This is a genomic window from Micromonospora chokoriensis (assembly GCF_900091505.1).
Lineage (GTDB): Bacteria > Actinomycetota > Actinomycetes > Mycobacteriales > Micromonosporaceae > Micromonospora > Micromonospora chokoriensis.
In genome coordinates this window covers 3,607,829-3,630,588 of the sequence record NZ_LT607409.1, presented here as the reverse complement: position 1 = coordinate 3,630,588, position 22,760 = coordinate 3,607,829, and the positions used below count along the sequence as shown (strand labels likewise).

General features: G+C 69.2%; 21 protein-coding genes and 2 pseudogenes. 7 read left to right on the top strand and 16 right to left on the bottom strand.

What is annotated here, in order from left to right:
• Positions 1-76: 76 nt before the first annotated feature.
• Positions 77-484 carry a VOC family protein gene (locus tag GA0070612_RS17040; RefSeq protein ID WP_231924210.1) on the bottom strand — a complete coding sequence of 136 codons (408 nt, stop codon included), beginning with the start codon at positions 482-484 and terminating at the stop codon, positions 77-79.
• A gap of 162 nt (positions 485-646) precedes the next feature.
• Here GA0070612_RS17040 and GA0070612_RS17035 point away from each other — a divergent pair, with 162 nt between their 5' ends.
• Entirely contained in the window at positions 647-1,447 is an 801-nt protein-coding gene (locus tag GA0070612_RS17035; protein ID WP_088991563.1) for a helix-turn-helix transcriptional regulator, read from the top strand.
• Between the two features lie 106 nt (positions 1,448-1,553).
• Here the strand turns inward: GA0070612_RS17035 and GA0070612_RS17030 are convergent, their stop codons facing one another.
• The 8 genes from GA0070612_RS17030 to GA0070612_RS16995 form a co-directional block, all read right to left on the bottom strand.
• On the bottom strand, positions 1,554-2,174 hold the full coding sequence (locus GA0070612_RS17030; protein WP_157742514.1) for a DUF4241 domain-containing protein: 621 nt from the start codon (positions 2,172-2,174) through the stop codon (positions 1,554-1,556).
• A gap of 138 nt (positions 2,175-2,312) precedes the next feature.
• On the bottom strand, positions 2,313-3,842 hold the full coding sequence (locus GA0070612_RS17025; protein ID WP_088988786.1) for a prenyltransferase/squalene oxidase repeat-containing protein: 1,530 nt from the start codon (positions 3,840-3,842) through the stop codon (positions 2,313-2,315).
• Positions 3,843-3,915: 73 nt separating this feature from the next.
• A complete protein-coding gene (locus GA0070612_RS17020) occupies positions 3,916-4,827 on the bottom strand; it encodes a terpene synthase family protein (protein WP_088988785.1) in 912 nt (303 codons plus the stop codon).
• A 5-nt stretch (positions 4,828-4,832) separates the two neighbouring features.
• Positions 4,833-6,170, bottom strand: coding sequence for a cytochrome P450 (locus GA0070612_RS17015; protein WP_088991562.1), 1,338 nt, complete (start codon positions 6,168-6,170; stop codon positions 4,833-4,835).
• Between the two features lie 332 nt (positions 6,171-6,502).
• Positions 6,503-7,267: an SDR family NAD(P)-dependent oxidoreductase gene (locus GA0070612_RS17010; RefSeq protein WP_088988784.1), complete on the bottom strand. Its 765-nt coding sequence runs from the start codon at positions 7,265-7,267 to the stop codon at positions 6,503-6,505.
• Positions 7,268-7,315: 48 nt separating this feature from the next.
• Positions 7,316-8,299: an NADP-dependent oxidoreductase gene (locus tag GA0070612_RS17005; RefSeq protein ID WP_088991561.1), complete on the bottom strand. Its 984-nt coding sequence runs from the start codon at positions 8,297-8,299 to the stop codon at positions 7,316-7,318.
• Positions 8,300-8,323: 24 nt separating this feature from the next.
• On the bottom strand, positions 8,324-9,064 hold the full coding sequence (locus GA0070612_RS17000; protein ID WP_088988783.1) for a DsbA family protein: 741 nt from the start codon (positions 9,062-9,064) through the stop codon (positions 8,324-8,326).
• Positions 9,030-9,638, bottom strand: coding sequence for a TetR/AcrR family transcriptional regulator (locus GA0070612_RS16995; RefSeq protein WP_157742513.1), 609 nt, complete (start codon positions 9,636-9,638; stop codon positions 9,030-9,032). Before GA0070612_RS16995 ends, GA0070612_RS17000 begins: the two co-directional genes overlap by 35 nt.
• 534 nt (positions 9,639-10,172) lie before the next feature.
• Here GA0070612_RS16995 and GA0070612_RS16990 point away from each other — a divergent pair.
• Positions 10,173-10,793, top strand: coding sequence for a nuclear transport factor 2 family protein (locus GA0070612_RS16990; RefSeq protein WP_088988781.1), 621 nt, complete (start codon positions 10,173-10,175; stop codon positions 10,791-10,793).
• A 254-nt stretch (positions 10,794-11,047) separates the two neighbouring features.
• Positions 11,048-11,551 (top strand): AEC family transporter, encoded by a 504-nt coding sequence (locus GA0070612_RS16985; RefSeq protein ID WP_231924209.1) that lies wholly within the window; start codon positions 11,048-11,050, stop codon positions 11,549-11,551.
• Positions 11,552-11,576: 25 nt separating this feature from the next.
• Here GA0070612_RS16985 and GA0070612_RS16980 read toward each other — a convergent pair whose 3' ends face one another.
• Positions 11,577-12,272: a suppressor of fused domain protein gene (locus tag GA0070612_RS16980; protein ID WP_088988780.1), complete on the bottom strand. Its 696-nt coding sequence runs from the start codon at positions 12,270-12,272 to the stop codon at positions 11,577-11,579.
• Positions 12,273-12,414: 142 nt separating this feature from the next.
• Between GA0070612_RS16980 and GA0070612_RS16975 the strand changes: the two are divergent.
• A pseudogene (locus tag GA0070612_RS16975) lies at positions 12,415-12,681 on the top strand (cyclic-phosphate processing receiver domain-containing protein); the annotation flags it as partial.
• 31 nt (positions 12,682-12,712) lie between these two features.
• Here GA0070612_RS16975 and GA0070612_RS16970 read toward each other — a convergent pair.
• Entirely contained in the window at positions 12,713-13,360 is a 648-nt protein-coding gene (locus GA0070612_RS16970; protein WP_088991560.1) for a TetR/AcrR family transcriptional regulator, read from the bottom strand.
• Between the two features lie 50 nt (positions 13,361-13,410).
• On the opposite strand from GA0070612_RS16970, the gene GA0070612_RS16965 reads away from it, so the two are divergent.
• Complete coding sequence (locus GA0070612_RS16965; RefSeq protein ID WP_088988779.1) at positions 13,411-14,340, top strand: NADP-dependent oxidoreductase; 930 nt, start codon at positions 13,411-13,413, stop codon at positions 14,338-14,340.
• Between the two features lie 512 nt (positions 14,341-14,852).
• Here GA0070612_RS16965 and GA0070612_RS16960 read toward each other — a convergent pair.
• Complete coding sequence (locus tag GA0070612_RS16960; protein ID WP_157742512.1) at positions 14,853-15,440, bottom strand: hypothetical protein; 588 nt, start codon at positions 15,438-15,440, stop codon at positions 14,853-14,855.
• Between the two features lie 439 nt (positions 15,441-15,879).
• On the opposite strand from GA0070612_RS16960, the gene GA0070612_RS16955 reads away from it, so the two are divergent.
• The gene (locus GA0070612_RS16955) at positions 15,880-16,899 is read left to right on the top strand and encodes an aldo/keto reductase (protein WP_088988777.1); all 1,020 of its coding nucleotides are present in this window, start codon (positions 15,880-15,882) and stop codon (positions 16,897-16,899) included.
• 249 nt (positions 16,900-17,148) lie between these two features.
• Here GA0070612_RS16955 and GA0070612_RS16950 read toward each other — a convergent pair whose 3' ends face one another.
• From GA0070612_RS16950 to GA0070612_RS16935, 4 genes and pseudogenes are all read right to left on the bottom strand, one after another.
• On the bottom strand, positions 17,149-18,042 hold the full coding sequence (locus GA0070612_RS16950; protein ID WP_197699160.1) for a CPBP family intramembrane glutamic endopeptidase: 894 nt from the start codon (positions 18,040-18,042) through the stop codon (positions 17,149-17,151).
• A 257-nt stretch (positions 18,043-18,299) separates the two neighbouring features.
• Positions 18,300-18,674 (bottom strand): annotated as a pseudogene (locus GA0070612_RS16945) (serine hydrolase); the annotation flags it as partial.
• A 188-nt stretch (positions 18,675-18,862) separates the two neighbouring features.
• Positions 18,863-20,284, bottom strand: a complete 1,422-nt coding sequence (locus GA0070612_RS16940; RefSeq protein ID WP_088988774.1) for a dihydrolipoyl dehydrogenase family protein — start codon at positions 20,282-20,284, stop codon at positions 18,863-18,865.
• Position 20,285: 1 nt separating this feature from the next.
• On the bottom strand, positions 20,286-20,846 hold the full coding sequence (locus GA0070612_RS16935; RefSeq protein WP_088988773.1) for a hypothetical protein: 561 nt from the start codon (positions 20,844-20,846) through the stop codon (positions 20,286-20,288).
• A gap of 300 nt (positions 20,847-21,146) precedes the next feature.
• On the opposite strand from GA0070612_RS16935, the gene GA0070612_RS16925 reads away from it, so the two are divergent.
• A complete protein-coding gene (locus GA0070612_RS16925; RefSeq protein ID WP_231924208.1) occupies positions 21,147-22,745 on the top strand; it encodes a WHG domain-containing protein in 1,599 nt (532 codons plus the stop codon).
• The last annotated feature ends 15 nt before the right edge of the window (positions 22,746-22,760 follow it).

Here is a 22,760-nt window from a genome sequence, read left to right as displayed (position 1 = left end):
TGGTAGCGAGCCGATGGCGGGTAACGGTGCCCACTCCCCTCCAGTTGTCCGGGGCCCGACCGATGGTATCCGCAGCCTAGGCGGGCAGCTGGAACAGTTCCAGCTGGATCCCGTCGGGGTCGCGGAGATAGAGGATCTTCGTCCCGGCCAGTGTGCCCGTCTCGACGCCGTCGCCGTCCTGGAGCACGACCGGCTCGGCGTTGACGTGCACGCCCCGCTCCACCAGCTCGCGGTGCGCCGCGTCGAGGTCGTCGACCTCGAAGCACAGGTGCATCACCCCGACGTCGCAGTTGCGCCCGGTGAAGGGCCTCGGCTGCGGGCTGTCGTACTGGATGAGCTCCAGAAGGACGTTGTCACCGGCCAGCGCGAACGACGCCCGCATCGACGCGTTCTCCACCTCGACGACCGCACCGATGGCCGGGTTCGTCGCCGAGATGGTCACGCCGATCGGGGCGATGCCGAGGACGTCCTCGTACCACCGCACCGACCGTGCCAGATCACTTACCGGTACTCCGATGTGGTGCATCCTGGTCACTGTGCTCATGATCCCCATCATCGGGCGCGTACCACCACTGTGGAAGGCACAGCTCTTCCGCGTACCGCTGGTACCACCCAGCTCCCGACGCCGATGGCGGATCATGTGGTCATGAATGACCTCGGAGCGGCGCTGCGGGCCTGGCGGGATCGCACGGACCCGGCCGTGGTCGGTCTCACGAACGTGTCACCTCGCCGCGTCGTCGGACTACGACGCGGCGAGCTGGCAGCACTGGCCGGCATCTCCCCCGAGTACGTGGCACGCCTCGAACAGGGCCGCGCCGCCACACCGTCGGTGCAGGTGTGCACCTCCCTGGCCCGCGCGTTACGACTCTCCGACGACGAGGAGGCGCACCTGATGCGCCTGGCCGGCTTCGCCGCGGACCCGGGCCGGATACCCCACCTGATCCCCAGCAGCCTGCACCGCGTCATCGACCACCTCGGCGACACCCCGGTGGCCGTCTACGACGCCGTCTGGCGGCTGCTGCACTGGAACCGGTTGTTCGCGGCCGTCTTCGGCGATCCCACGGACACCACCGCCGACGATCGCAACGCCCTGATCGTGCAGTTCGAATCCCGAAACCCCCGTGTCCGACAGACCGACACCGAGCGCGCCTACTTCGAGCAGTCGTTGGTGGCCGACCTGCGCGCCACCAGCGCCCGCTATCCCAACGACCCCGACGTGGCGGCGCTGATCTCACGCATGGCCGACAACGACAGGTTCTGCCACCTCTGGGCCCTGCGCGCGGTGGCCAATCACGAGAGCGCGCACAAGACCGCCGTACACCCGGACGTGGGCGCCATCCCGCTCGACGCGAACGTCCTGACCACCCAGAACAGCGACCTGCGCCTCGTCGTCCTCACCCCTCGGCCCCACACCGCCGCTCGCGAGAAACTGGATCGACTGGGCTGATCACGGGGAGGGTATGGCGATCCCGCCGGCGAGGCAGTGAACGAGGCGGGGTTCGCCGGCGCCGCACACGTGGCACGTCCCGCCGACGCTCGGCCCCGCGAGGGACCTACGCGTCGTGTGGGAGGAAGTCGGTCACGAAGCAGGCGATCTCTCCGCCCCGCGTGCGGCCGACCAAGGTTCGGTACGTCCCGTCGCCCTCCCCGGAGGGAAACGCGACGAGAACGTTCTCGTCACCCTCATCCCCCGAGGAGCCATCCACCTCGGAGCGCGGTATGACGGTGGGCCCGTCGCGCATCCAGGCAAGATCCTCCAGGAGCGTCAACTGCCAGCCGCTGCCGGACACCTCAGCGAGCCTGCGGAAGGTCTCCTCGTCAGTGAAACACCCTGCACCGGCATTGACGTCGTACCCGGCGGCTGCCGCATCGCCGCCGTCGCAGAGGTTCGCCGGCAACGCCTCCTCCCAGCTCGCCGCCGACTCGTCCCGGACACAGAGCCGTGCGGCTGCGATGAGTCCGTCCATCACCAGAAGGTCCACCCGATAGCGGCCGGGTGGTACCACCTGGACGAAGGGGGCCGGTAGGTCGTCGTACCGCCCTCCGAGGGGATCAGTAGCGACAACTCGACCGGTCGGCAACAGAAGCCACGTGCGTTCGATCACGCACTCCGCACCGTTGACACCCGTACCGGACGCGAACCTCTCGTCGTAGTCGACCGGATCGTCCTGCACGCATTCACCCTCTCCGCTCGATCGCCGAGGTGCGCCATGCCCCGACGTTGACCGCACTCCGTGCAGCCGCCCCGGACACAATGGCATCTCACGGTCGTCGCGACCTCGAGACCCTGCCTCAGCGAGCGACGGCATCCGTCACGTCGGGCACGTCCCCAGGTCGTCGTTGACCGTGGCCCGCGGGTGGCGCTCCGTCGCGAGATGCTGCGCGGCAAGAACAGCGGCACGGACGATCTTCGTGGGGTGATAGAGATCCTTGTCGTGCCACAACGCGGGGCCCTCCTTCGGGTTCGCGCTCGCACCGCCGAGATAGGACAGGCCTCGGTCGAGGGCCGAATCAGCGGCCGGTAGGTCCCGCCCCGCAACGGCGAGGATCTGCATCGCGTACGCCGTCTCCTCCAACGATCCGTTCCAGCGACCCCAGGAGCCGTCCTGCTGCTGGGTGGCTACCACCCACCGCACCGCGCGGGTCAGCGACTCCGCAGCCGCGGATGGGGCGGCATCGGCCAGAGCCAGCGTGCAGCAGACGGTCGCGTAGTAGGGAGAAGCATGCCATCGATCCTGCCAGCTGCCGTCCGGAAGTTGGCAGGATCGCAGCGCATCGACCAGCCGCCGGACCGCAGAGCGGTAGCGTGGCGCGGCGTCCGACTGCGAAGCCGCGTGCTGGCTCAGGGCGTCCAGGACGTGGGCGTTGGTGGTGACCGAGAAGCCGTCCTCGCCCGGCCAGGTGCAGAATCCGGCATCCGTCTCGAATCCCCACAGGCTACTCGGGTCAGTCGGTACGCCCAGCCGCGACAGCGCGTACAGAGTGACCGAGGTGGTATCCGCGTCGGGCGGCAGGCCTGGGCCGGCTGGTGTCCCCACCGATGTCAGATCCGCCGTCAGACTGTCGACCAGGTCCGGAACCGGGGGTACGGCGATGCCGGCCCGTGTGAGGGAACCGACGACCCACGCACGCTCGAAAACGCCGAGCGGCGTCGCGCAGGGGGCGAGCCCGTCGTGCCGCCGAATGACGGATTCCAGGTGTGCGCGTACCCAGCCATGCCCACCGGCCTCTCCCGCCGCACCCAACCACGCAGCGGTGGCGGCTGGCGACGCACCGATGACGCCTGGCGGCAGCGGTTGGATGCCCACGGCGTGGTGGGCGATGTCACCGACGACCTCCAACGCGTGCAGCAGTTTCTCGGGCACCGGCGCGCCTGCCGCGATGATGCCCCGCACGACGTCGAGTCTCTTGTCATCCATGCCGTACGGCAGCGGCAGCCGAGGACCCGCCTGCCAATGGACCAGGCCGCGCGGGATGTCGCGGCACCCCAGGTGCTCGTTGATGGCGTCGGTCAGCGCCGGCACGATGAGGTCGATCGCCGGCGTGTCCGGGATGGTGTGCGTGGTCGCCAGCCAACTCCTGAGCCACAGCAGCCCACGGTCGACTGCGTCGACCAGCACGTCGGCGGGAGACCTGATCAGCACGGCGAGGAGAGCCTCCGTGGCGCTCAACGTCGGCACCAGGGCGTACCCCTCCGGCGGGCCCCATCCGCCGTCGAGTCGCTGGTTGCGCAGCAGGTGCCGCACCCGTTCCTCGTGGCCGGTCAACCAGGGAGCCAGGCTCACGAGCCGGCCGGTCTCGTAGGTGGACGGGGACATCTGCCCGGCCGGATCCCGCAGCATCGCCTCGATCAGGTCAGCTGCGTCGGTCGAAGCGTGGCCCTCCGGTCCCCGCGTCTGTCGTGGGGAAGCGCCGTCAACGTTCAACGGTGCCCCAATAGTCCGTGCCGCGGTAGAAACCACTGGTGAACCCGACCTCCCGGGCCAGGTAACGGGCTTCCCGCGCGCACGTGCTCTCCAGCTCCTGCAGCAGCGCGCGACACGCGTCGATCCGCTCGGCGACGTGGCGGTTGATCTCGTCCCTGTCGACGCCGAGCATGAGGGCGTTGAGATCCCCGGTCTTGAGATCGCGTTCATAGCTGGCCATGTCGTTGACCAGACGCAGGATCTTCTGGACCTCGCGACTGGCCGCTGTCAGTTCGGGGAGGTGGCCCAGGGTCTCCTCGTCGGCGGTGGCGAGCCAGTGGGACACGTTGACGAAGGACGCGCCGTAGTTGTCGGCGTTGTCGAGGTATTCCACGAACGTCGGCAGCTGACGGTCGTCGGCCGCCCTGGCGGCTCGCCACTGCCACTCCACGACCTCGGCGGTGAGCATCCTGTCGACCTCGTCCCGCCACAGCGACCGAGCGCCGGCGAAGGCGGGTGCGGCGGCCAACTCGTCGCGAATCTCGGCGAGGAACCGACCGAGCGCGTCTCCGGCCGCCGGCGTGGCGCCGCCGGCCACCGCGACGCACGCGGAGGCGATCGTCTTCACGGAATCCAGGGACGTCGCAACAGAGTCGACCATCCAGTCCTCCGCGGTGACCCACAGCGACGCCCGGTTGGCGATGCGAAGCTGCTCCGCCGTGCACCACGGCGCTATGAACGCCGTCGACAGCGCCAGCGCGCCCAGCATGGCGCCGTCGACCGGTGGGCTGGGAAACAGGGTCGGATACACCGAGACGCACTGCTGTAGGTCTCGATGGCCCCGAGCGGCGAGGACGCAGATGCGTCCCTCTTCCGCAGCTGCCGCGAGGCCGTCGGCGACGGTGGTGGTGGGCACAGGCATTCCTCTCATGCGGCGGCGTGAGCTTTCCGCGTCAGGACCATTTCCACGGGACGTGCGGGACGGAGCGAGGCGGCGACCCTCGTGCCGGGAATGGCGGGATCGTCCAGACGGAACCGGAACCGGCTCAGGAAGGTCGCCACGACGAGAACGGCCTCGAGTGCGAACAGGTGCTCGCCCAGACAGCGGTGTCGCCCGCCTCCGAAGGGGTAGTACGCGTACCGGTGGCGGCCCTCGTCACGACCCGGCGCGAAACGCTCGGGGTCGAAGACCTCCGCCGTCTCGCCCCACAGAGCGGACATCCGATGCGTGGCGTACGGCGAGAGGATGATGCTCGCCCCCTTCTTGATCCGTACTCCGCCGAGCACGTCCGCCTCGGCCGCGCGACGGGGCAGAATCCAGCCGGCCGGGTAGAGCCGGAGGAGTTCGTCCAGCACCATCCGGGTGTAGGTGAGGTCCCGCAGGTTCTCGGCGCGGACCGGACCGTCACCGATGACGTGATCGACCTCGGCGAAGAGCCGGCCGGCGACCTCAGGGTTGTTGGCGAGGACCGGCCACAGCCAGGTGAGCACGACGTACGAGGTCTCCGTCGTGACCGCGACCATCGACACCAGGTCGTCGCGCATCTGCTTCAGCCCGAGCGGAGCTCCGTCAGAGGTCCGGGCTCGCGCCAGGGTGGACAACACGTCGTCGCTGTCGCCTGGTCGCTGGAGCGCCTCGTGCAGGACGGGCAGCAGGATGTCGTCGATGGTTTGGACCGCAGCGATGAAGCGTCGGTCGCCGGGCAGGCGGATCCACCACGGCACGCCCGGCGCGAGCAGGCGCGGTCCCATGGCGGTAACGATCACCTCCTGCGCTGCCATGATCCGCAGTGCGGCTTCGATGTCGATTCGATCGGCGAAGAAGACCCGCATGATGGCACTGGAAACGATCCGGGACAGCTCGGAGCCGACATCGATCGGCGTTCCCGCAGCGGCCGCCACCTCCAGCTCGTCGACCGAGGTGGCGATGGCCTCGGCCATCGTGTCGACCAGTGGGCCGATGCGCGTCGTCCTGAACAGCGGGCCGAGTGTCCTCCTGCTGGCCGCCCAGGTCTCACCCTCCGCGAGGATGCCGTCTCCGACCAGCCTCCGTACCGACCGCCACAGTGCGGTGTCGTCACCTCGCGGGTAGATGTCGGCCTTCTCCTGCAGCACCTGCTGCACATGGGCCGGGTCGGTGACGAGATAGGCGCTGGACACTCCCAGTCCAAGGCGTACGACGGCACCGCCGGACCAGTTCGCGATGTCGACGAGCGACTGGTGCGTGTTGCGGATTAGCCGCGGCAGTGCCTTGTAGACAGGAATGGCCATGGCCCTGGCACCTGGCGTCGTTCCCGGCATCGCGAGACTCCTCCCCACCGCGCCGGCCGGGCGCTCATGGTCACCCGGCTCGATGTCACAGTGGCCGCCAGTGTCCTAGGTGTAACGTGAGTGAGCAATGGGTGACCGATATAGTCACACCACAAATCACGATGGTCAATGCCTCCCCTCTGCGGTTGACGAGGGGTTGAGGGCTGGCAGCGTCAATCGCCGTGACTGCGCAACTCCTCGGCGGCCTCCGGACCGGCGTCCACGAGGCACGGGATGCGACGGTTTCATGGCCGGGCAAGGTCCGCCACCATCCCGGCCTCGCCTGGTCAGACGGCGGTCAGACCGCCGTCGATCGCGAGCGCGGCTCCGGTGACGAACGGGGCTTCATCGCTGAGGAGGAAGGCCGCGAACGCGGCGATTTCCTCGGGCCTTCCGATCCGGCCCACGGGGTGCATGGCGCCGGCGGCACGGAGTGCCTCCTCCGGGTTCGGGCCCATGTTGCCGCGCAGCAGTGGGGTGTCGACACCACCGGTGACGAGCGCGTTGATCCGCACGCCCGTCGTTGCCACGTCGAGTGCCGCCGACCGGGTGAGCCCGACAACGCCGTGCTTGGCCGCACTGTAGGCGGCCATGCCCGCCATGCCGGTGACACCCACGTTGGAGGCGTTGTTCACGATCGAACCGCCGCCGGAGGCCTGCAGGGCCGGGATCTGGTGCTTCAGGCCATGGAAGACACTGGTGAGGTTGAGGGCCAGTTCGGCACCCCAGGCGTCACCGTCGATGTCCGTTACCGGGCCGTACGCGGTGGCCGCGCCGACGTTGTTGAATGCACCGTCGAGCCGGCCGTAGTGGTCGACGGCCTGCCGAACCAGCCGCGCCATCTCGGCCTCGACCGTCACGTCGGTCGGCACGAAGAGGGCGTCGCGTCCGGCGGAACGCAGTTCGGCGGCGAACGCCTCGCCGGCCTCCGTGCCGCGAGCCGCCAGGACGACCTTCGCGCCCTCGGCGGCGACCCGCTCGGCGGTGGCCCTGCCCATGCCGGAGGTGGCACCGGTGATCAGAATGACCTTGTCTGCGAATCGGGTGGACACAGTTGATCCTTGTCTCTTGTCTGTGGGGTGTCTCAGTGGATGGGTGGTTCAGAAGGTGAGCACGAGTCGACCGCGGACACCGCCGGCGGCGAATCGGCGGTGCGCGTCGGGTGCCTCGGCGGCGGGCAGACTCTTCGCCACCCGCGGAACGAGCACACCTGCCTCGGCGAGCCGACGGATCTCGTCCAGCTTGTCCGCCCGGCCGGCGTAGTCGGGTACGAACGGCGTCAGGACCCTGATGCCCCGGGTACTCGCGGCCTGGTAGCCGCCGGGCTCGTCGGCCTGGCGGATCCGAAGCAGGGCGCCACCGTCACGTACGGCATCGAACAGCGCCGTTCCGAACAGCGCCACGTCGGCGACGGCGTCCACCCCGTCCGGGAAGTGCGCCCGGATACCGTTGACGACCTCGGGCCCTCTGGCCACCACGATGGCCGCACCGGACTCCCGGACCAAAGCTTCGTCGGCCGGGGCGGCGTCGGCGACCACGGTCAGCCCGGCGTTGCTGGCCATCTGGACCAGGTAGCCGCCGAGCGCCCCGGCGGCCCCGACCACGGCCAGGGTCGACCCTGCCGCGAGCGCGAGCTGGTCGAGCGCGAGCAGTGCGGTGAGTCCGTTCATCGGCAGCGTCGCCGCCGCCTCATGACCGACGCCCGCTGGCGCGCGAACGACCCAGCCGGCCGGACGCACCACGTACTCCGCATAACCGCCACCGCTGTTCTCCAGGGTGCCTTCCGGGGTCGGGGTCACCGGGAGGAGCATCGCCATCACCCGGTCACCGACCGAGAGGTCCGTGACCGTACCCGGGCCGATCTCGTCGACCACGCCCGCGACGTCCATTCCGGGCACGTAGGGCCCCGGCACCCCGGCCAGGGCCGACGCGTGCACGCCGGAGCGCAGCAGGGTGTCGGACGGGTTCACCGCCGCCGCGTGTACGCGTACCCGAACCTCGCCGGGACCAGCGTGCGGTTCCGGCAGTTCGATGACGCGCAGCACCTCCGGACCGCCGAATTCATGTAGACCAACAGCTCGCACGAACATCTTCCTCTCGGGGTTTCATCAATTGCCTGATGTCCTGGGTTCGCCGGTGCCCCCGCCGCCGGGCACTCCACACCCGTGCGCGTCGCACCCGGCTTGGTCGTCGGCACCGAGGACCGTCATCTCCGGTTGGCGTTCGGCCCAGGCCCGCCTCAGCACCTCGGCGAAGGCCTCGACCGACTGGGCGCCGGAGACGCCGTACCTCCGGTCGATCACGAAGAACGGCACGCTGGTGATGCCCAGCTGCGCGGCCTCGTCCTCGTCCCTGCGCACCTCGTCGGCGTACGCCCGCCTGTCGGCAAGCACGGCGTGTATCTCGGCCTCGTCGAGTCCGGCGTGGACGGCGATCTCCACCTGGTGCTCGGAGTCGTAGATGCTCCGTTCCGCAGCGAGGTTGCCCTGATAGAACAGCGTCAGCAGCTCATCGTGCAGACCCCGGGCTGCGGAAAGATGCAACAGCCGGTGCAGGTCGAAGGTGTTGCCGTGGTCCCGGAAGTCGACGAGGTAGTCGAGCCCTTCCTCCCGGGCGACGCCGGCGAGGTTCTCCTCCGCCGCCCGGGCCTCGGCCGCAGTCAGGCCGTACTTCTCCGCGTGCGTCGGGCCGGTGTGGGCCAGATGTCGACATGCATGATCTGCCTCCTTTCGAGAGGGGTCTGTCGGGTGCGAGGAGGTTGCACCGGCGGCCGGAGGGAGTGTGGGGTCTACCTCGTGGGCGGAACTCCGAGCGTCATGCCTGGCTGATCTGCGGCCCGGGCGCGTCAAGAGTTGTTCGCCCGGGGGCACGCATGCCGTCGAGCAGGATGGTGACGACGCGACGCCATCCGTCGGGCCCTGCTTCGACACCGAGACAGTGGTCGGTGTCCAACGGCGCGCGTGAGCAGATCATGATGTCCTGCCACGTCACGTCGGGACGCAGCTCGCCGGCGGCGTGCGCCCGCTCGGTCAGCCGGATGACGGCGTCCTGCAGTGCGGCGGTCCGCTGCGCCAGCTCGGGTGACGGTGGCCGTTCGCACGCTGCGGTGACCTCAGCCAGGCCGCGACTGTCCCGATGCGCCCCCGCCAATTCCATGACGAACTCGGCCAGCCCGTTCCAGGGGTCCGGGCGTTCGATACAAGCTTGTGCGGTCTCGCACAACTCGTCATACAGGCCGAGGACCACGGCGTCGAGCAGTGCCTCCTTGGTGCCGAAGCGCCGGTACAACGTACCCACTCCCACGCCCGCAGCCGTGGCGATGTCCAGAGCCGACACGTCGAGCCCTCGGGAGGCGATCGCCTCCCGTGTCGCAACGATCAGTTGGCGTCGGTTGCGGCGAGCGTCCGCCCGGACGTCAGACATGGGACCCGGGCCCGACATACGAGATCCGGCGCTCTCCACTGTTTCCGAGCACTCCCGACGCGTCCCGTAGCCGGAACGTCTCATGGAGATAAGTCACGGGGGCCTCCCTGCGTATCCAACAACAAATGAGGATCACTAGGCGGACGAGCGTCGTCCGTATCTGACTCTAGCTCAACGGGACGAGTGCCGTCCGCTTTCTGGGCGTCCGGGACCGTGACCCTGACCACCAGCAGGCAGGCGACGTTCCGCTTCGACCACCGGACCCCCCGCCCGACCGCCCGCCCCACACCTGCCGGCGGCGGCCCGCCCCGATGCCCCCTTGAGGGGTGGCCAGGGTCACCTGGTCGACCGCCAGAAGAAGCGGACGATGGTCGTCCTCTTGGGCTAAGCTCGCCATCGCCCGAAAGCGGACGCGCCTCGTCCGTATAAAGGTTCGAGCACTATGCGCGGTATTGCCCGGTCTGAGGCTTTCGTCTTACGAGGGCACGAGACCGAGCCGTCCGGGACCGTTACAGAGACGAAAGGAACCACGTCATGAGCAAGCAGGAAACCGGTCGCGCAGCGACGCTGCGGTCGCGGGTCAGCGCGGCAGCCGCGGCTGCCGCGTTGCTGGTCGGCGCCGGGGTGGGCGTAGCAGCCCTCACCTCCCAGGCGGCGAGCGCGCACAACCACCCGACGAGCGCCTCCTCCACGTCACTCGCTGAGCGGGTGCAGCGCTTGGAAGACATCGAGGAGATCCACCAACTCAAGGCTCGCTACTTCCGCTTCGTGGACGAGAAGAAGCACGACGACCTGGCCGCGCTGTTCACGCCCGATGCCAAGCTCGTCACCGATGGGATCACCTGGAAATCGCCGGAGGAGTTCGCCCACACGATCCGCGACCTCACCGGCGCCGCCCCGTCAGCCCACTCGGGAGCCATGCCTGAAATCACGATCACGGGACCGGACACGGCGTCCGGAATCTGGTCGATGGAAGACATCCTTACCTTCCCGTCCGGCCCGAACGCCCCTGAGGGGCACAACGGCTACGGGCAGTACCGCGAGACCTACAAGAAGGTCAACGGTCAGTGGCTTATCGATTCGGTACTGCTGACCCGCTTCTGGATGGAACCGCTGCCCGCCTGGACTCCTCCGGCAACCACGAACGGCAGATGAGGCACGTGGCGTGTCGGGTTGCGTAACCCGACACGCCACCACCCTTCCCAACCGCACGCCTTCGGCAACGCGAGCGCTTCCGGACCAGCGCATGTCCGTTCGCTGCTCCGAGGAAGGGCGACGGCCGCCGGGCGATCGAACGCGCACGACCACCGGCGGGATGTTCGCTCGGACCGGACGGGATGCGAGGCTGAACACGTCTGCTGGGCGAGGCGGCGGCGTCGGTGCTCGGCCGGTTCGTGTTTCATCTTGCGATGCCGTCCGCCCTGTTCCTGGCTCTGTCCCGCGTGCCGCTGGCCGGCTTCGCCGGCCGCCCGCTGCTCGCCTTTGGGATCAACACCGCAACGGTCATCGGGTTCGGCTGGGTCGGCGCGAGCTGGTTGTTCGGTCGGGAGCCCGGCGAACGGCCGATCTGGGGCATGGCCGCCGGCTACGTGAACTCGGCGAACCTCGGCATCCCGATCGCCACGCAGGTGATCGGCAACGTGTCGTTCCTGGCGGAAGTGGTGCTGCTGCAGGTGCTGGTGGTGACGCCCGTGATCCTGGTCGCCCTGGACCGGCGCCGCGACCCGGCCGGGCGGGTACGGGTCCGCCGTATCGCCTCCCTGCCCGTTCGGAACCCGGTGATCCTGGCGTCGCTGCTCGGTGTCGCCAGCCAGGAGTACGGCGTCGGCGAAACGGTCGCCAACCGGGCGGTGGTGGTGACCACAACGCTGTCGCTGGCCACCCTGGCCGCGGCGGCGGCACTGCTCGGGTAGCGTCAGGGCCAGTCGGATCGAGCTGTCAGGCGTACGAGGGCCGACGCGGGTCCAACAACTCGGAGACGCGGCCACGGTCCAGGATCTCGATGAGCGCGTTGGTGCCGCGCTCGACCTTGACCGCGATCTCCTCCGGATGCAGAGGGATCAACGCGAGCAACGCGATTCGGATGCCGTCGCCGACGTCGATCGTCCCGGCCTCCGGCGGCACCCGCACCATCGGCGTGACGACGACCCCGGCGAACGGGGTGTCCGCCGCGTACGGCTGCGCGGGGTCGCCGTTGGGCACGGAATGCCACTCGCCGATCCAGGTTCCGTACTCGTGCGGTAGCCGAGCCACCTGCTTGAGGGCCTGCACCGGCCACCCGGCTTCGTCGCCGAGCCCGGCCGCCTCGGTCAGCGGCCAATCAGCCGGCAGGCTCAGCATGAGTTCCGCGTACGGGCTGATGTCGTGACCTTCCGGGACTGCCATCGGCAGCTCACTCATCCCCGAGGTGATCAGCGTCCGGTACGGGCGTTCCTCGGTCGGGGCCACGACATAGACATGCACACCGACCAGGTGTGAGGCGATCTCGTGGTAAACGAACTCGACGGGCCCGAAGTGTTCCTCGATGTGTCGGTCGATCGCGTCGGCGAAGGCCTGCTGCGGCCCCTGCGCCGGCACGAACCCGTCGTGCAGCGACTGATGACGGAGAACTCCTGACCCGCGCGGCTCGTCCATGGCGAGGCAGCCTATGCAGGGGTTCATCGAGGGCGCGACCCGGGGGCGGGCTCGTCGAATCTCCCACCCGCGCCGCCACTGGTAGTCACGAACGGCGGCGGACACCCGGTGTCGACGCGCACGGTAGGCGGGCCGAATCCGGATGTCGGATCCGGGCGGGGCCAGGCATCATCATCGCGTGAAAGACCGCCGAGTGATCGTCATGGTAGATGACCTTCGTTCGTTTCTGGATGGCCGTAGCGCCGCGGTGGCCCGTACCAGTGCCGCCGGAGTTGACCTCATCGATCGGTACCGGGGCCGCCGCCTGGACGAGCTGTGGCTGGACCATGACCTGGGCGGGGACGACACGATCTGGCCGGTCGTGGAGGTCCTGGAACGGGCCGCCTTCGACGAGCGCCCTTTCGACGTACGGCGCGGTGGACGGTGATGGCGTCGCGGGGCTAGCCGGCCCGGCTGCGCCTGGACACCGATGCCGGGGGTGCCAACGGCACCACGGGCGGGAGCGGCGCGACATCCGGGGAGGCTCGGAAGGCCGAGATGGCGAGTGCGGCGAAGCGCCGGGAGGCGGTGACCTGGGTGGTCAGCGAGGTCGCGTGGATGCCGCTGTTGGCCATGAGCACGAGGAGGACGTCGTCCAGGACGAAGTCGGGGCGCAGGCGGCCCGCTTCCTTGGCGCGGCGCGCCAGTTCGTCGATCGCTTTGAGCGCGTATTCACGGCGCGCCTCGAAATCAACCGCGTGGGGAAAGTTCGAAATGAGAGCTGCGGTGAAGCCTCGATCGCGAGCGTGCAGTTCACACATTTTTTCGATGACGAGACAGAAACCGTGCCATGGATCCGGATCGGCGAGGCCCTCGTCGACAACCGTGTGACACGCCTGCATCTGTTCCGCGAATGCCTCGGTGACCAGCATCTCCTTGGTCGGAAAGCGCCGGTACAGGGTGGCAGGCGCAACACCGGCGCGCCGGGCGACCTCCCGCATGGGCACATCCAGGCCGTCCACGGCGAAGACCGCGCGGGCGGCCTCGACGATGCGCTCGCGGTTGTCCAGGGCGTCGGAGCGAAGGGTGTGAGGCAAACGATCGGTCACGGCTCTCACTTTAGCCAGGCCGACAGCGGCGTGCGTTAACGTCCGTCGGCATGAGGGCTTTGCAATTTTCGAAGTACGGTCCCGCGAGTGTCCTTGAGGTCTCGGAGGCACCGGAACCGCACGCCGGACCGGGCCAGATTCGGGTGGCCGTTCGGGCCTCGGGTGTCAATCCTGCCGACACATACGTGCGCGCCGGCCAATTCCAGGAGTGGATTCCGCTTCACCTTCCGCACGTGCCCGGTGTCGACGCCGCCGGCGTGGTGGATGAGGTCGGTGACGGGGTGACCACCGCTCGGGTGGGCGATGAGGTTTTCGGGATCACCGACTACGCCCAGATGGGCGGGGCGAATGCCGAGTACGCCGTCCTGGCCGCGTGGGCACCGAAGCCGGCCGCCCTGACCTGGGAGCAGGCCGGCGGCGCGGCGGGCAACATCGAGACGGCCACCCGAGTACTCGACCGGCTGGGCGTCAAGGACGGCACCACGCTGTTGATCGAGGGCGCAGCCGGCGGCGTCGGTACGACAGCGATCCAGCTCGCGGTCGCTCGCGGCGCGACCGTCATCGGCACGGCCAGCGAACGCAACCATGAGTTCGTCGCCTCGCTCGGGGCGATCCCGACCACCTACGGCCCCGGACTGGCCGAGCGGGTCCGCGCTCTGGTGCCCGGCGGGGTGGACGTCGCACTCGACTGTGCCGGCTCTGGTTCCGTACCCGACCTGGTCAGCCTGGTGGCGGGCCCGGACAGGGTGGTGAGCATCGCCGACATCAACGCCCCGGCCCACGGCGTACACCTGTCGCGCGGCTCTGGCCCCGGCGCGGACACCCCGGCTCTCGAGGGAATCGCTGCCGCCGGCGAACTCGCCGAGCGGGGCCGTTTCACAGTGCCGGTCGCTGCCGTGTTCTCCCTCAAGGAGGCGAGCGCCGCCCACGAGTTGAGTGAGTCCCGCCACGCGCGGGGCAAGATCGTGCTGAAGCCGTAGGGCAGCCGAGCGTCTGTCCACTGACCCGGGCGCGCGCGGTCGGGCGAGCACCGGCACGACGCCGGCCGGCAGGCACCGACACGTCGGGTAGCTGCCCCGGACCCCGGTCAGGGGTCCGGGGCCGCGTACGTGGCCGCGAAGCGAACCAGAACGTCGTCGACCCGATCCACCCCTGTTGAAGACGCAAATACCATCGATGGGCATCAGTCGAAGCGCGTTCGACGTCCCTTGCAGGAGGTGTCGCGCCGGACCTGATCGTGGCGCTTGCACGACGTGTCCCGACCGGCGACGGCACGGGCGTCGGGTGTGCACACCGTACGCTCGACTACCGCCTCCGGCGAGTAGAGGAGCTGATCGGGCTGCGACCCGCCGCGACCCGCGGTGTGCGGATCCTGACCGCCGCCTTCGCCTGGACGGTCGCCGACCGGCTGCGGGAGGAACGAGGGTACGGGCGTAGCCGGTCGACCGCCGCCGGCGTCGCGGCGGTCGACCGGTTCACCCGTGCGGCCTGGTCAGCAGGTGACCTGCACGATGGGCGACTGTGTCGTCAGCGTCACCGACGGGGGGTAGTAGCCGCCGGGAGCGGTGTAGGTGTGGATGCCCTTGGTGACGTAGTAGTTCGGCACAGCCTGGCAGATCGCGAAGGCGACACCGGTGTACTTCTTGGTGCCCGGGCCGGAGTTCAGGCCTCCCACCGACACCAGGAAGAAGCCGCTGCCGGGGACGTACTGGTACAACTCGGCTTGCGCACCGATGTACGGGATTGGCGCGTCACACCACGAATCCGCCTTGCCGTCGAGGCTGCCCGGGATGCCGTTGCCGCCGGTCGACGCATGTGGGTACTGGGCCCGTGCGTTGCAGGTGATCACATCCGCGGCGGCTGCCGTGACCGGCCCGCGAGCGGTCGACGTCCGGCTGAACGTGGGCGTCGTCGCTGCGGCCTTTCCGCCGGCCAGAGCCTGTGCCGCTGCGAGCACCGACTGGGGGATCGTCCCGGCAGCCATGGCGGCCCCTGCCGCACTGGCCGGAGAAGCAACGGTGACCCCGGAGGCCAGCAGCAGTGCGGCGAGCCCGATGCCGAGCATGCGACGTCTGAGCATCTTCCCCTCCTACAGATCGTTCCCCGAAGTGGCGGGGGAATCGAAGAACATGGTGAGGAAACTATTCAGCGGACGTCGTGCCACCGTCTTCGTTAAGAGTCGCAAACCTGCAGCTGATCGACTCCTGTCTTTGTCATGCCGCACAACGGTCGGCGCCACCTCCGGGATCTGGGCACACCGGGGCCGCACCAGCCCCGCCAATGGCGGCAGCGTCGAGCAGGGCTTTCGACTGCGCCGGGCGTCGGCCCGACTGCGCGCGACCGGCCACTCCGCGCCGGTGTCGACCTCAGCCACGTCGCGTTACCCCCGTCACTCCGCTTGGCATCCGGAACGCGGTTCCGTATGTTGTTTACCGGAACATTGCTCCGGTTGGCGGCATGCTGAACCGGACGGGCTCCACCACACCGAGCACCGCTGGACGTCTGAAGGAGAAACAGTCATGCAGTACCGCACCTTGGGCCGCACAGGTGTGCAGGTCAGCACCCTCGTGCTCGGCGCAATGAACTTCGGCAAGATCGGCAACACCACCCAGGAGGAAGCCACCGCCATCGTCGACGGCGCGCTCGATGCGGGGATCAACCTCATCGACACCGCCGACGCCTACAGCGGTGGCCAGTCCGAGGAGATGGTCGGTAGGGCCATCGCCGGCCGTCGCGACGACGTCATCCTGGCCACCAAGGCGACCCTGCCGATGGGCGACGAGCGCAACCAGCGGGGCGGCTCACGCCGCTGGCTGGTCACCGCACTGGAGAACAGCCTGCGCCGCCTCGGCGTCGACCACGTCGACCTCTACCAGATGCACCGGTGGGATCCGACGACCAGCGACGACGAGACGTTGTCGGCGCTGACGGACCTGCAGCGCGCGGGCAAGATCCGCTACTTCGGTTCCTCGACCTTCCCGGCCTACCGCATCGTGCAGGCGCAGTGGGCTGCCCGTGAGGGGCGTCTGAGCCGGTACGTGACCGAGCAGCCGAACTACTCGATCCTTCAGCGTGGGATCGAGACCCACGTGCTGCCCGCGACCCAGGAGTACGGCGTGGGCGTGCTGGCCTGGAGCCCGCTGGCATCGGGCTGGCTGTCCGGGGCGATCCGCGCCGACCAGGAGATCACCACGAACCGCTCGGGCTTCATGCAGCATCGCTTCGACGTCAGCATCCCCGCCAACCGCGCCAAGCTCGACGCCGTCGAGCAGCTCGCCACGGTCGCCGACGAGGCCGGCCTCAGCATGATCCAGCTCGCGCTCGGCTTCGTCACCGCGCACCCGGGCGTGACCAGCGCGATCATCGGTCCCCGCACGATGGACCACCTCAGCTCGCAGCTCGCCGCCGCGGACACGGTGCTGTCGGTCGACGTGCTGGACGCGATCGACGCGATCGTGGCTCCCGGCGTCGACCTCGCCGCCCACGAGAAGAACGACACCCCACCCGCCCTGCTGGAGCCGGCGCTGCGCCGCCGCTGACCACCCGGCCCGTCAGCGACCAGGCGGATATGCGCCCGCACGTCCGCCTACCGCCGACCCTCCGCAGAGCCAGACCTTCCAGGCTCGCGCCGAAAGGGGGAACAGCCCCGTGCCCCCCAGCCCTCGCCCAGCCTCGGGCTCATGACCGCGCCGATGCAGGTCGACTACGACGACATCCTGCGGGTATGGCAGGAAGCGGACGAAGGCTGGGCCCTGCACGCGGACATCTGGAACCTCGCCCTGGTGAGGTTAGGCCGCGTCGGTGGTCCGGACTCGCCGCTCGCGCAACCAGACCAGCAGCACCATGGCGATGTTGACCGCGCCGAGGATCAACAGGGACGCGTCACCGGAGTCGGTGGACCGGTCGATCGCGTAGGGCTCACCGTCCGCCATCACCGTGTTGACGATCCCGAACAGGACGTTGTTCGCGACGTGGAAGGCGACCGGCGCCTCGATGCCGCGACCGATGACGGCCATCACGCCCGTGCTCACGCCGATGAACGTGTAATAGCCGAACAGCCACGGATCGGTCGACCCGTGGACCACGGCGAAACCCAGGCCGGAGACGACGAGCCCGACGACCAGGGCCGGACGCACCGCGCGCACCCAGGACGCGGCGGCGGGCAGCACGGCACTTCGGAACATCAACTCCTCACCTGCCGACTGCAGCGGCGTACTCAGCACGGTGACCACCAGCACGCCGACCGTCGTGCCGGTGACCCCGAAAGCCGTCCAGCCCGGGGAGTCCGGCGCGACAAGCGCCACGACACCGATCCCGACACCCACCAGCAACGCCGCCGTGACCAGGTAGTACGCCAGGCGGCGGGCGTCGAAGGCTCGGGGAAAGCTGATCAGGCTCCGCCACGGCACCCTGGCGATCCACACCAGGAGCAGGATCGCCAGGACTCCCGCCGCGCCGATGCTGACGTTGACGGCCAACAGCTTCAACGGCGTGAAGTCGGCCGACATCGGGTCGTCGCTGCCCTCGACGAGGCCCACGACCTGGTAGAGCACGATCTGGAGAAGCAGCATCACCGACGGCGGCACCAGGATCACCACCAGCGGCTTCCACCAGCTCATCCGCAGGTGCGCGCCGAACGGCCGCGAGCTGTCGACGGCCGGCCCGGACCGCGCCGACGTCACGAGACGCGATCCTCCGGCGTCGGAAGGTCCCGGGTGTTTCGTCCTTTGCCAGGGTCCGTCGGATCGTGAGGCGCTCATCGGGATGTTCCTTTCCAAGATGCTGGACATCCCATTGCAGCGCGCGCCCGGCACGTCGGGCAGTGACACCGTGTCACCAGCTCACCGTGACATTCCGACGTACGCGTCCGACCTCTCAGCCGGCGAGGTCCGCTGCTGCGGCGGGAAATCGAGGCGCGGCCTGCCATGCGTCGCCGCCGTCACAACGCGGTGACGGCCACCTCGGCCGCCTGGGCGATCAGGGCGTCGTCGTAGTCGGCGTCCTTCTGGTCACGGGTGGACAGCGCCGCGAGGACGATCGGCGCGCGGTCCGGAGGCCAGATCACCGCGATGTCGTTACGGGTGCCGTAGCCGCCGGCACCGGTCTTGTCCCCCACGATCCAGCCGTCGGGCACCCCGACGCGGATCAGCTGGTCGCTGGTGGTGTTCCCCTTCCACCACCCGTTGAGCACGTCGCGGTCCGCCGGTTCGAGGGCGTCTCCCCCGGCGTACGCCCGCAGATCCTCGGACAGGGCCGCCGCGGTGTTGTCGTTGTACCGCACCGCCCGGTTCAACTCGGCGTCGGTGGTCCCGTCCAGAACCTCGGCGGCCACCAGCCGGTGTGTCACAGACGTCATCGTCGCTCCTTGTGTCAGGGCCGTCGGTCCGGCGCGGGCGCCACCGGTCGGGCAGGACTCGACAGTGGCCGGGATCTGACATGCGGTCCAAGACGGAGCTGACGTTGTTGATGCTGATGTGGCATCACCGGGGCGGTGCGTCGGCGTCAGCGGCCGTAGGTCTCCAACAACCGCAGCCACACCTCGCTGACCGTCGGGTAGGCCGGAACCGCGTGCCACAGCCGGTCCAGCGGGACCTCGCCGACGATGGCGATGGTCGCGGCGTGGATCAGTTCCGCGACGTCCGGGCCGGCGAGAGCGAAGCCCACGATCACCTTCCGGTCCTCGTCGACGACCATGCGGGCGTGCCCCCGGTAGCCATCGGCGTGCAGGGAAGCTCCGGCGACGGCCCCTAGGTCGTAGTCCACGACCCGGATTCGCAGCCCAGCTGCCTCGGCCGCAGCCGCGGTCAGGCCCACCGACGCGATCTCCGGGTCGGTGAAGACCACCTGCGGTACCGCTCGGTCGTCGGCCGTCGCCACGTGCCGGCCCCACCGGCCGTCCTCGACCTTGTCGCCCTTCGCCCGGGCAACGATCACGTCGCCCACCGCCCGCGCCTGGTACTTGCCCTGATGGGTCAGCAACACCCGCCGGTTCACGTCGCCCGCCGCATAGAGCCACTCGCCGCCACCGACGACGCGCAGGGTGTCGTCGACCGCCAGCCACGCGCCGGGCGCGAGCTTGATGCGGTCGAGGCCGATGTCCTGAGTGTTGGGGGTACGACCAACCGCGACCAGCACCTCGTCAGCCTCGACGCGCTCGCCGGAGGCGGTCTGGATGTGGACGGCTCCGTTGTCGTCGCGGTTGACGGCGACGGCCTCCGCGCCGAGGCGTACGGACACACCGGCCTCGCGCAACGACTCCGTGACCAGTTCACCGACGAACGGCTCCGCCGACGGCAACACACCATCGCGGGCCAGCACCGTCACCGCAGACCCCAGGGCGGCGAACGCCGTCGCCATCTCGGCCGCCACCACGCCACCGCCGATGATGGCGAGCCGACGGGGAACCGAACCGGCCGAAGCGGCCTCGCGGTTGGACCACGGCGCCGACTCGCGCAGCCCGGGGATATCCGGCAACAGGGCGCTGCTGCCGGTCGCGACGACCACGGCGTGCCGCGCGGTGAGCGTCGTCGTGACACCGTCGACGCCAGTCACCTCGACAACGCGGGCGGAACTGATCCGCCCCTGACCGCGGTGCAGGGTGATGCCAGCCGACTCCAGCCAGGACACCTGACCGTCGTCCTGCCATTGCGACGCGAAGGAGTCCCGCCGGCCCAGCACCGCAGCCGCGTCCAGGCCTCCCGTCACCGCCTCCCGTGCACCCGGCAGTTGGCGAGCCGCGCGCAACGCGGACGCACTGCGCAGCAACGCCTTGGTCGGCATGCAGGCCCAGTACGAGCACTCACCGCCGACCAACTCCCGCTCGACGATCGCGGCGGTCAGCCCGCCCCGCACGACCCGATCGGCCACGTTCTCCCCGACCGGACCGGCACCGATCACGATGACGTCGTACTCGATGGCGGTCATGTCAGTTGCCCTTCGCGGCACGGCCGAGGCGGACAGCCGCGATGAGGAAGAAGATGGCGCCGGGAATGGCGTAGCCAGCAGCGTTGGTCAGCGACGGGTTGGTCGCCGCGGCGCTGGCGATGAAGGACCCACCAGCCAGAACCGAGATGCCGCCACTGATGATCATCGGCCACTGCCCACCCATTTTCCGACGGGTGACACCGACGATCAGCTGCACCAGACCGGCCACGACCGCCCACGCACCCCACACTCGCAGGATCGCGGGAACACCGGACGCGCCTGCGACGCCCACCCCGACGGCTGCGACCAGGCTGACCGCGATGTTCACGTACAGCAGGGTCGGCGAGCCGGTGGCCCGCGACGAACGGAGGTCGTAGACGGCGGCACCCACGTCGAACAGCGGGTAGAGCACGAACAGCGCCACCGCGAGCGGACCGACCTCCTTGGCGGTGGTGATCGTCACGCCAGCCCAGACGATGGCGAATGCGAAGCGGACGAAGTACAGCCGCCGCAGTGCGGAAGCCGTCTGGGAGATGCCGGGTGAAGCAGCAGTGGTGGTCACGGGTGACCCTTTCAGCGGAGGGGCTAAGGAGACCGATCGTTCTGTCTTGTTGAGCATGACAGAACCGCCTCACACCGTCAAGACCGAACGTTCTACCCCTCGTTTGCACGCGACGCCGCCGCCGACGGTCAACCGCACTGTCGGATTTGCCTACGGGTATTAGGTAGGAGCATAATTGCCCTAGGCAATTAGGGGCGTGATGGACAGACCAGAACTGACGCCGGAGCGTCTGACCCGAGCGGGGGCGTGACCTGGCCGACGAGGTCGGCTTCGACCAGGTCACCGTGGAGGAACTCGCCGATGCCGTCGCCGGTCGGGCCGGCCGGGACGCTCCAGCAGCGTTCGCTGACGCCTACCGGGGCTACGCCAGGGAACACCCCGGCCGGTGCGCCGCCGCCGGCTCGGCCCGGAAACGGCGGCCGGCACGCGCAGATGGCCCGCGCGATCCTGCGGGGCTACGGGTTGGACGAGCCGGGCGCGACCCACGCGGTCCGGATGCTGGGCAGCGTCGTACACGGCTACGTCAGCTCGGAGCTGACCGGTGGTTTCGAACACCGAGCTCCCCACGCGCTGGAATCCTGGGATTGGATCGTGGATTCGTTCGACACGGTGTTGCGTAACCACAGCGCCCGCCGACCCGACGAGGGCCGCACCATTGCCAGCGGTTCCCAGCGCGGAGCGCCGATGACCATCGAGATCTCGATCGAGAGGCTTGAGGGAATGCCCACCGAACACCAGTGGATCACCACGCCGGTCACCGCGGGTCTCCTGCGCGGCTTTGTCGATCTGGAGGCGACCACGCGCGGTCTACTGCCGCATCGGCTGACCGCCCGGGCGCGCCAGCAGATCCCCGACGACCAACTGGCCATGGCTGAGGCCCAGCCCTCCGGCGTGCGGCTGGCCTTCCGTACCCGGGCCACCACCATCGAACTGGACGCGCTGCCCACCAAGCGGGTCTACCAAGGCTTCCCGCCCCCACCGGACGGCGTCTACGACCTGCTGATCAACGGTCGCCTGGCCGCACAGGCCTCGGTGCCGGAAGGCAACGTCCGGACGGTCACCGACATGTTCACCCAAACCTCGGTGCTGGCCGAAGGGCCGTCCGGCACGGCCCGCTTCGCGGGTCTGCCGGAGGGTGAGAAAGACATCGAGATCTGGCTTCCGCACACGGAGATCACCGAGTTGATCGCCCTGCACACCGACGCGCCCGTCGAGCACACCCCGCCCAGCGGGCGCAGGACGTGGCTGCATCACGGCAGCTCCATCAGCCACGGCTCGAACGCCGGTCATCCCACCGCCATCTGGCCTGCCCTGGCCGCGGCCGAGGGCGGTGTAGAGCTGGTCAACCTGGGGTTCGGCGGCAGCGCGTTGCTCGACCCGTTCACCGCCCGCGCTATGCGGGACATCAGTGCGGACCTGATCAGTTGCAAGATCGGCATCAACATCGTCAACAGCGACGTGATGCGTCTACGCGCCTTCACCCCTGCGGTCCACGGCTTCCTCGACACTGTCCGCGAAGGGCACCCGACCACACCACTGCTGGTCGTGTCCGCCATCCTGTGCCCGGTTCAGGAGGACACGCCCGGCCCCCTCGCGCCGGACTTCGAGGGCGGGACTCCGCGGTTCAAGGCCACGGGTGATCCGGCCGAGCGCAGCGCGGGGAGGCTCACCCTCAACGTCATCCGCGACGAGCTCGCCCGGATCGTCGGACAGCGCTCGGTCGATGACCCGAACCTGCACTACCTCGACGGACGCGACCTGTACGGCGAGGCCGATTACGCCGAACTGCCGCTTCCCGATGAGGTGCACCCCGACCCGGCCGGACATCGCCGCATCGCCGACAACTTCGCGCGTCTCGCGTTCGGCGACGGCGGCCCCTTCGCCACCAAGACCGGCTGACCCGCTGGGGTACGC

Coding starts and splice junctions, on each gene's coding strand:
- GA0070612_RS17035 (WP_088991563.1), top strand. CDS start 647: ATGAATGACCTCGGAGCGGCGCTGCGGGCCTGGCGGGATCGCACGGAC.
- GA0070612_RS17025 (WP_088988786.1), bottom strand. CDS start 3,842: ATGCTGCGGGATCCGGCCGGGCAGATGTCCCCGTCCACCTACGAGACC.
- GA0070612_RS17020 (WP_088988785.1), bottom strand. CDS start 4,827: ATGCCTGTGCCCACCACCACCGTCGCCGACGGCCTCGCGGCAGCTGCG.
- GA0070612_RS16995 (WP_157742513.1), bottom strand. CDS start 9,638: ATGTCTGACGTCCGGGCGGACGCTCGCCGCAACCGACGCCAACTGATC.
- GA0070612_RS16990 (WP_088988781.1), top strand. CDS start 10,173: ATGAGCAAGCAGGAAACCGGTCGCGCAGCGACGCTGCGGTCGCGGGTC.
- GA0070612_RS16985 (WP_231924209.1), top strand. CDS start 11,048: ATGCCGTCCGCCCTGTTCCTGGCTCTGTCCCGCGTGCCGCTGGCCGGC.
- GA0070612_RS16980 (WP_088988780.1), bottom strand. CDS start 12,272: ATGGACGAGCCGCGCGGGTCAGGAGTTCTCCGTCATCAGTCGCTGCAC.
- GA0070612_RS16965 (WP_088988779.1), top strand. CDS start 13,411: ATGAGGGCTTTGCAATTTTCGAAGTACGGTCCCGCGAGTGTCCTTGAG.
- GA0070612_RS16960 (WP_157742512.1), bottom strand. CDS start 15,440: ATGCTCAGACGTCGCATGCTCGGCATCGGGCTCGCCGCACTGCTGCTG.
- GA0070612_RS16955 (WP_088988777.1), top strand. CDS start 15,880: ATGCAGTACCGCACCTTGGGCCGCACAGGTGTGCAGGTCAGCACCCTC.
- GA0070612_RS16940 (WP_088988774.1), bottom strand. CDS start 20,284: ATGACCGCCATCGAGTACGACGTCATCGTGATCGGTGCCGGTCCGGTC.
- GA0070612_RS16925 (WP_231924208.1), top strand. CDS start 21,147: ATGCCGTCGCCGGTCGGGCCGGCCGGGACGCTCCAGCAGCGTTCGCTG.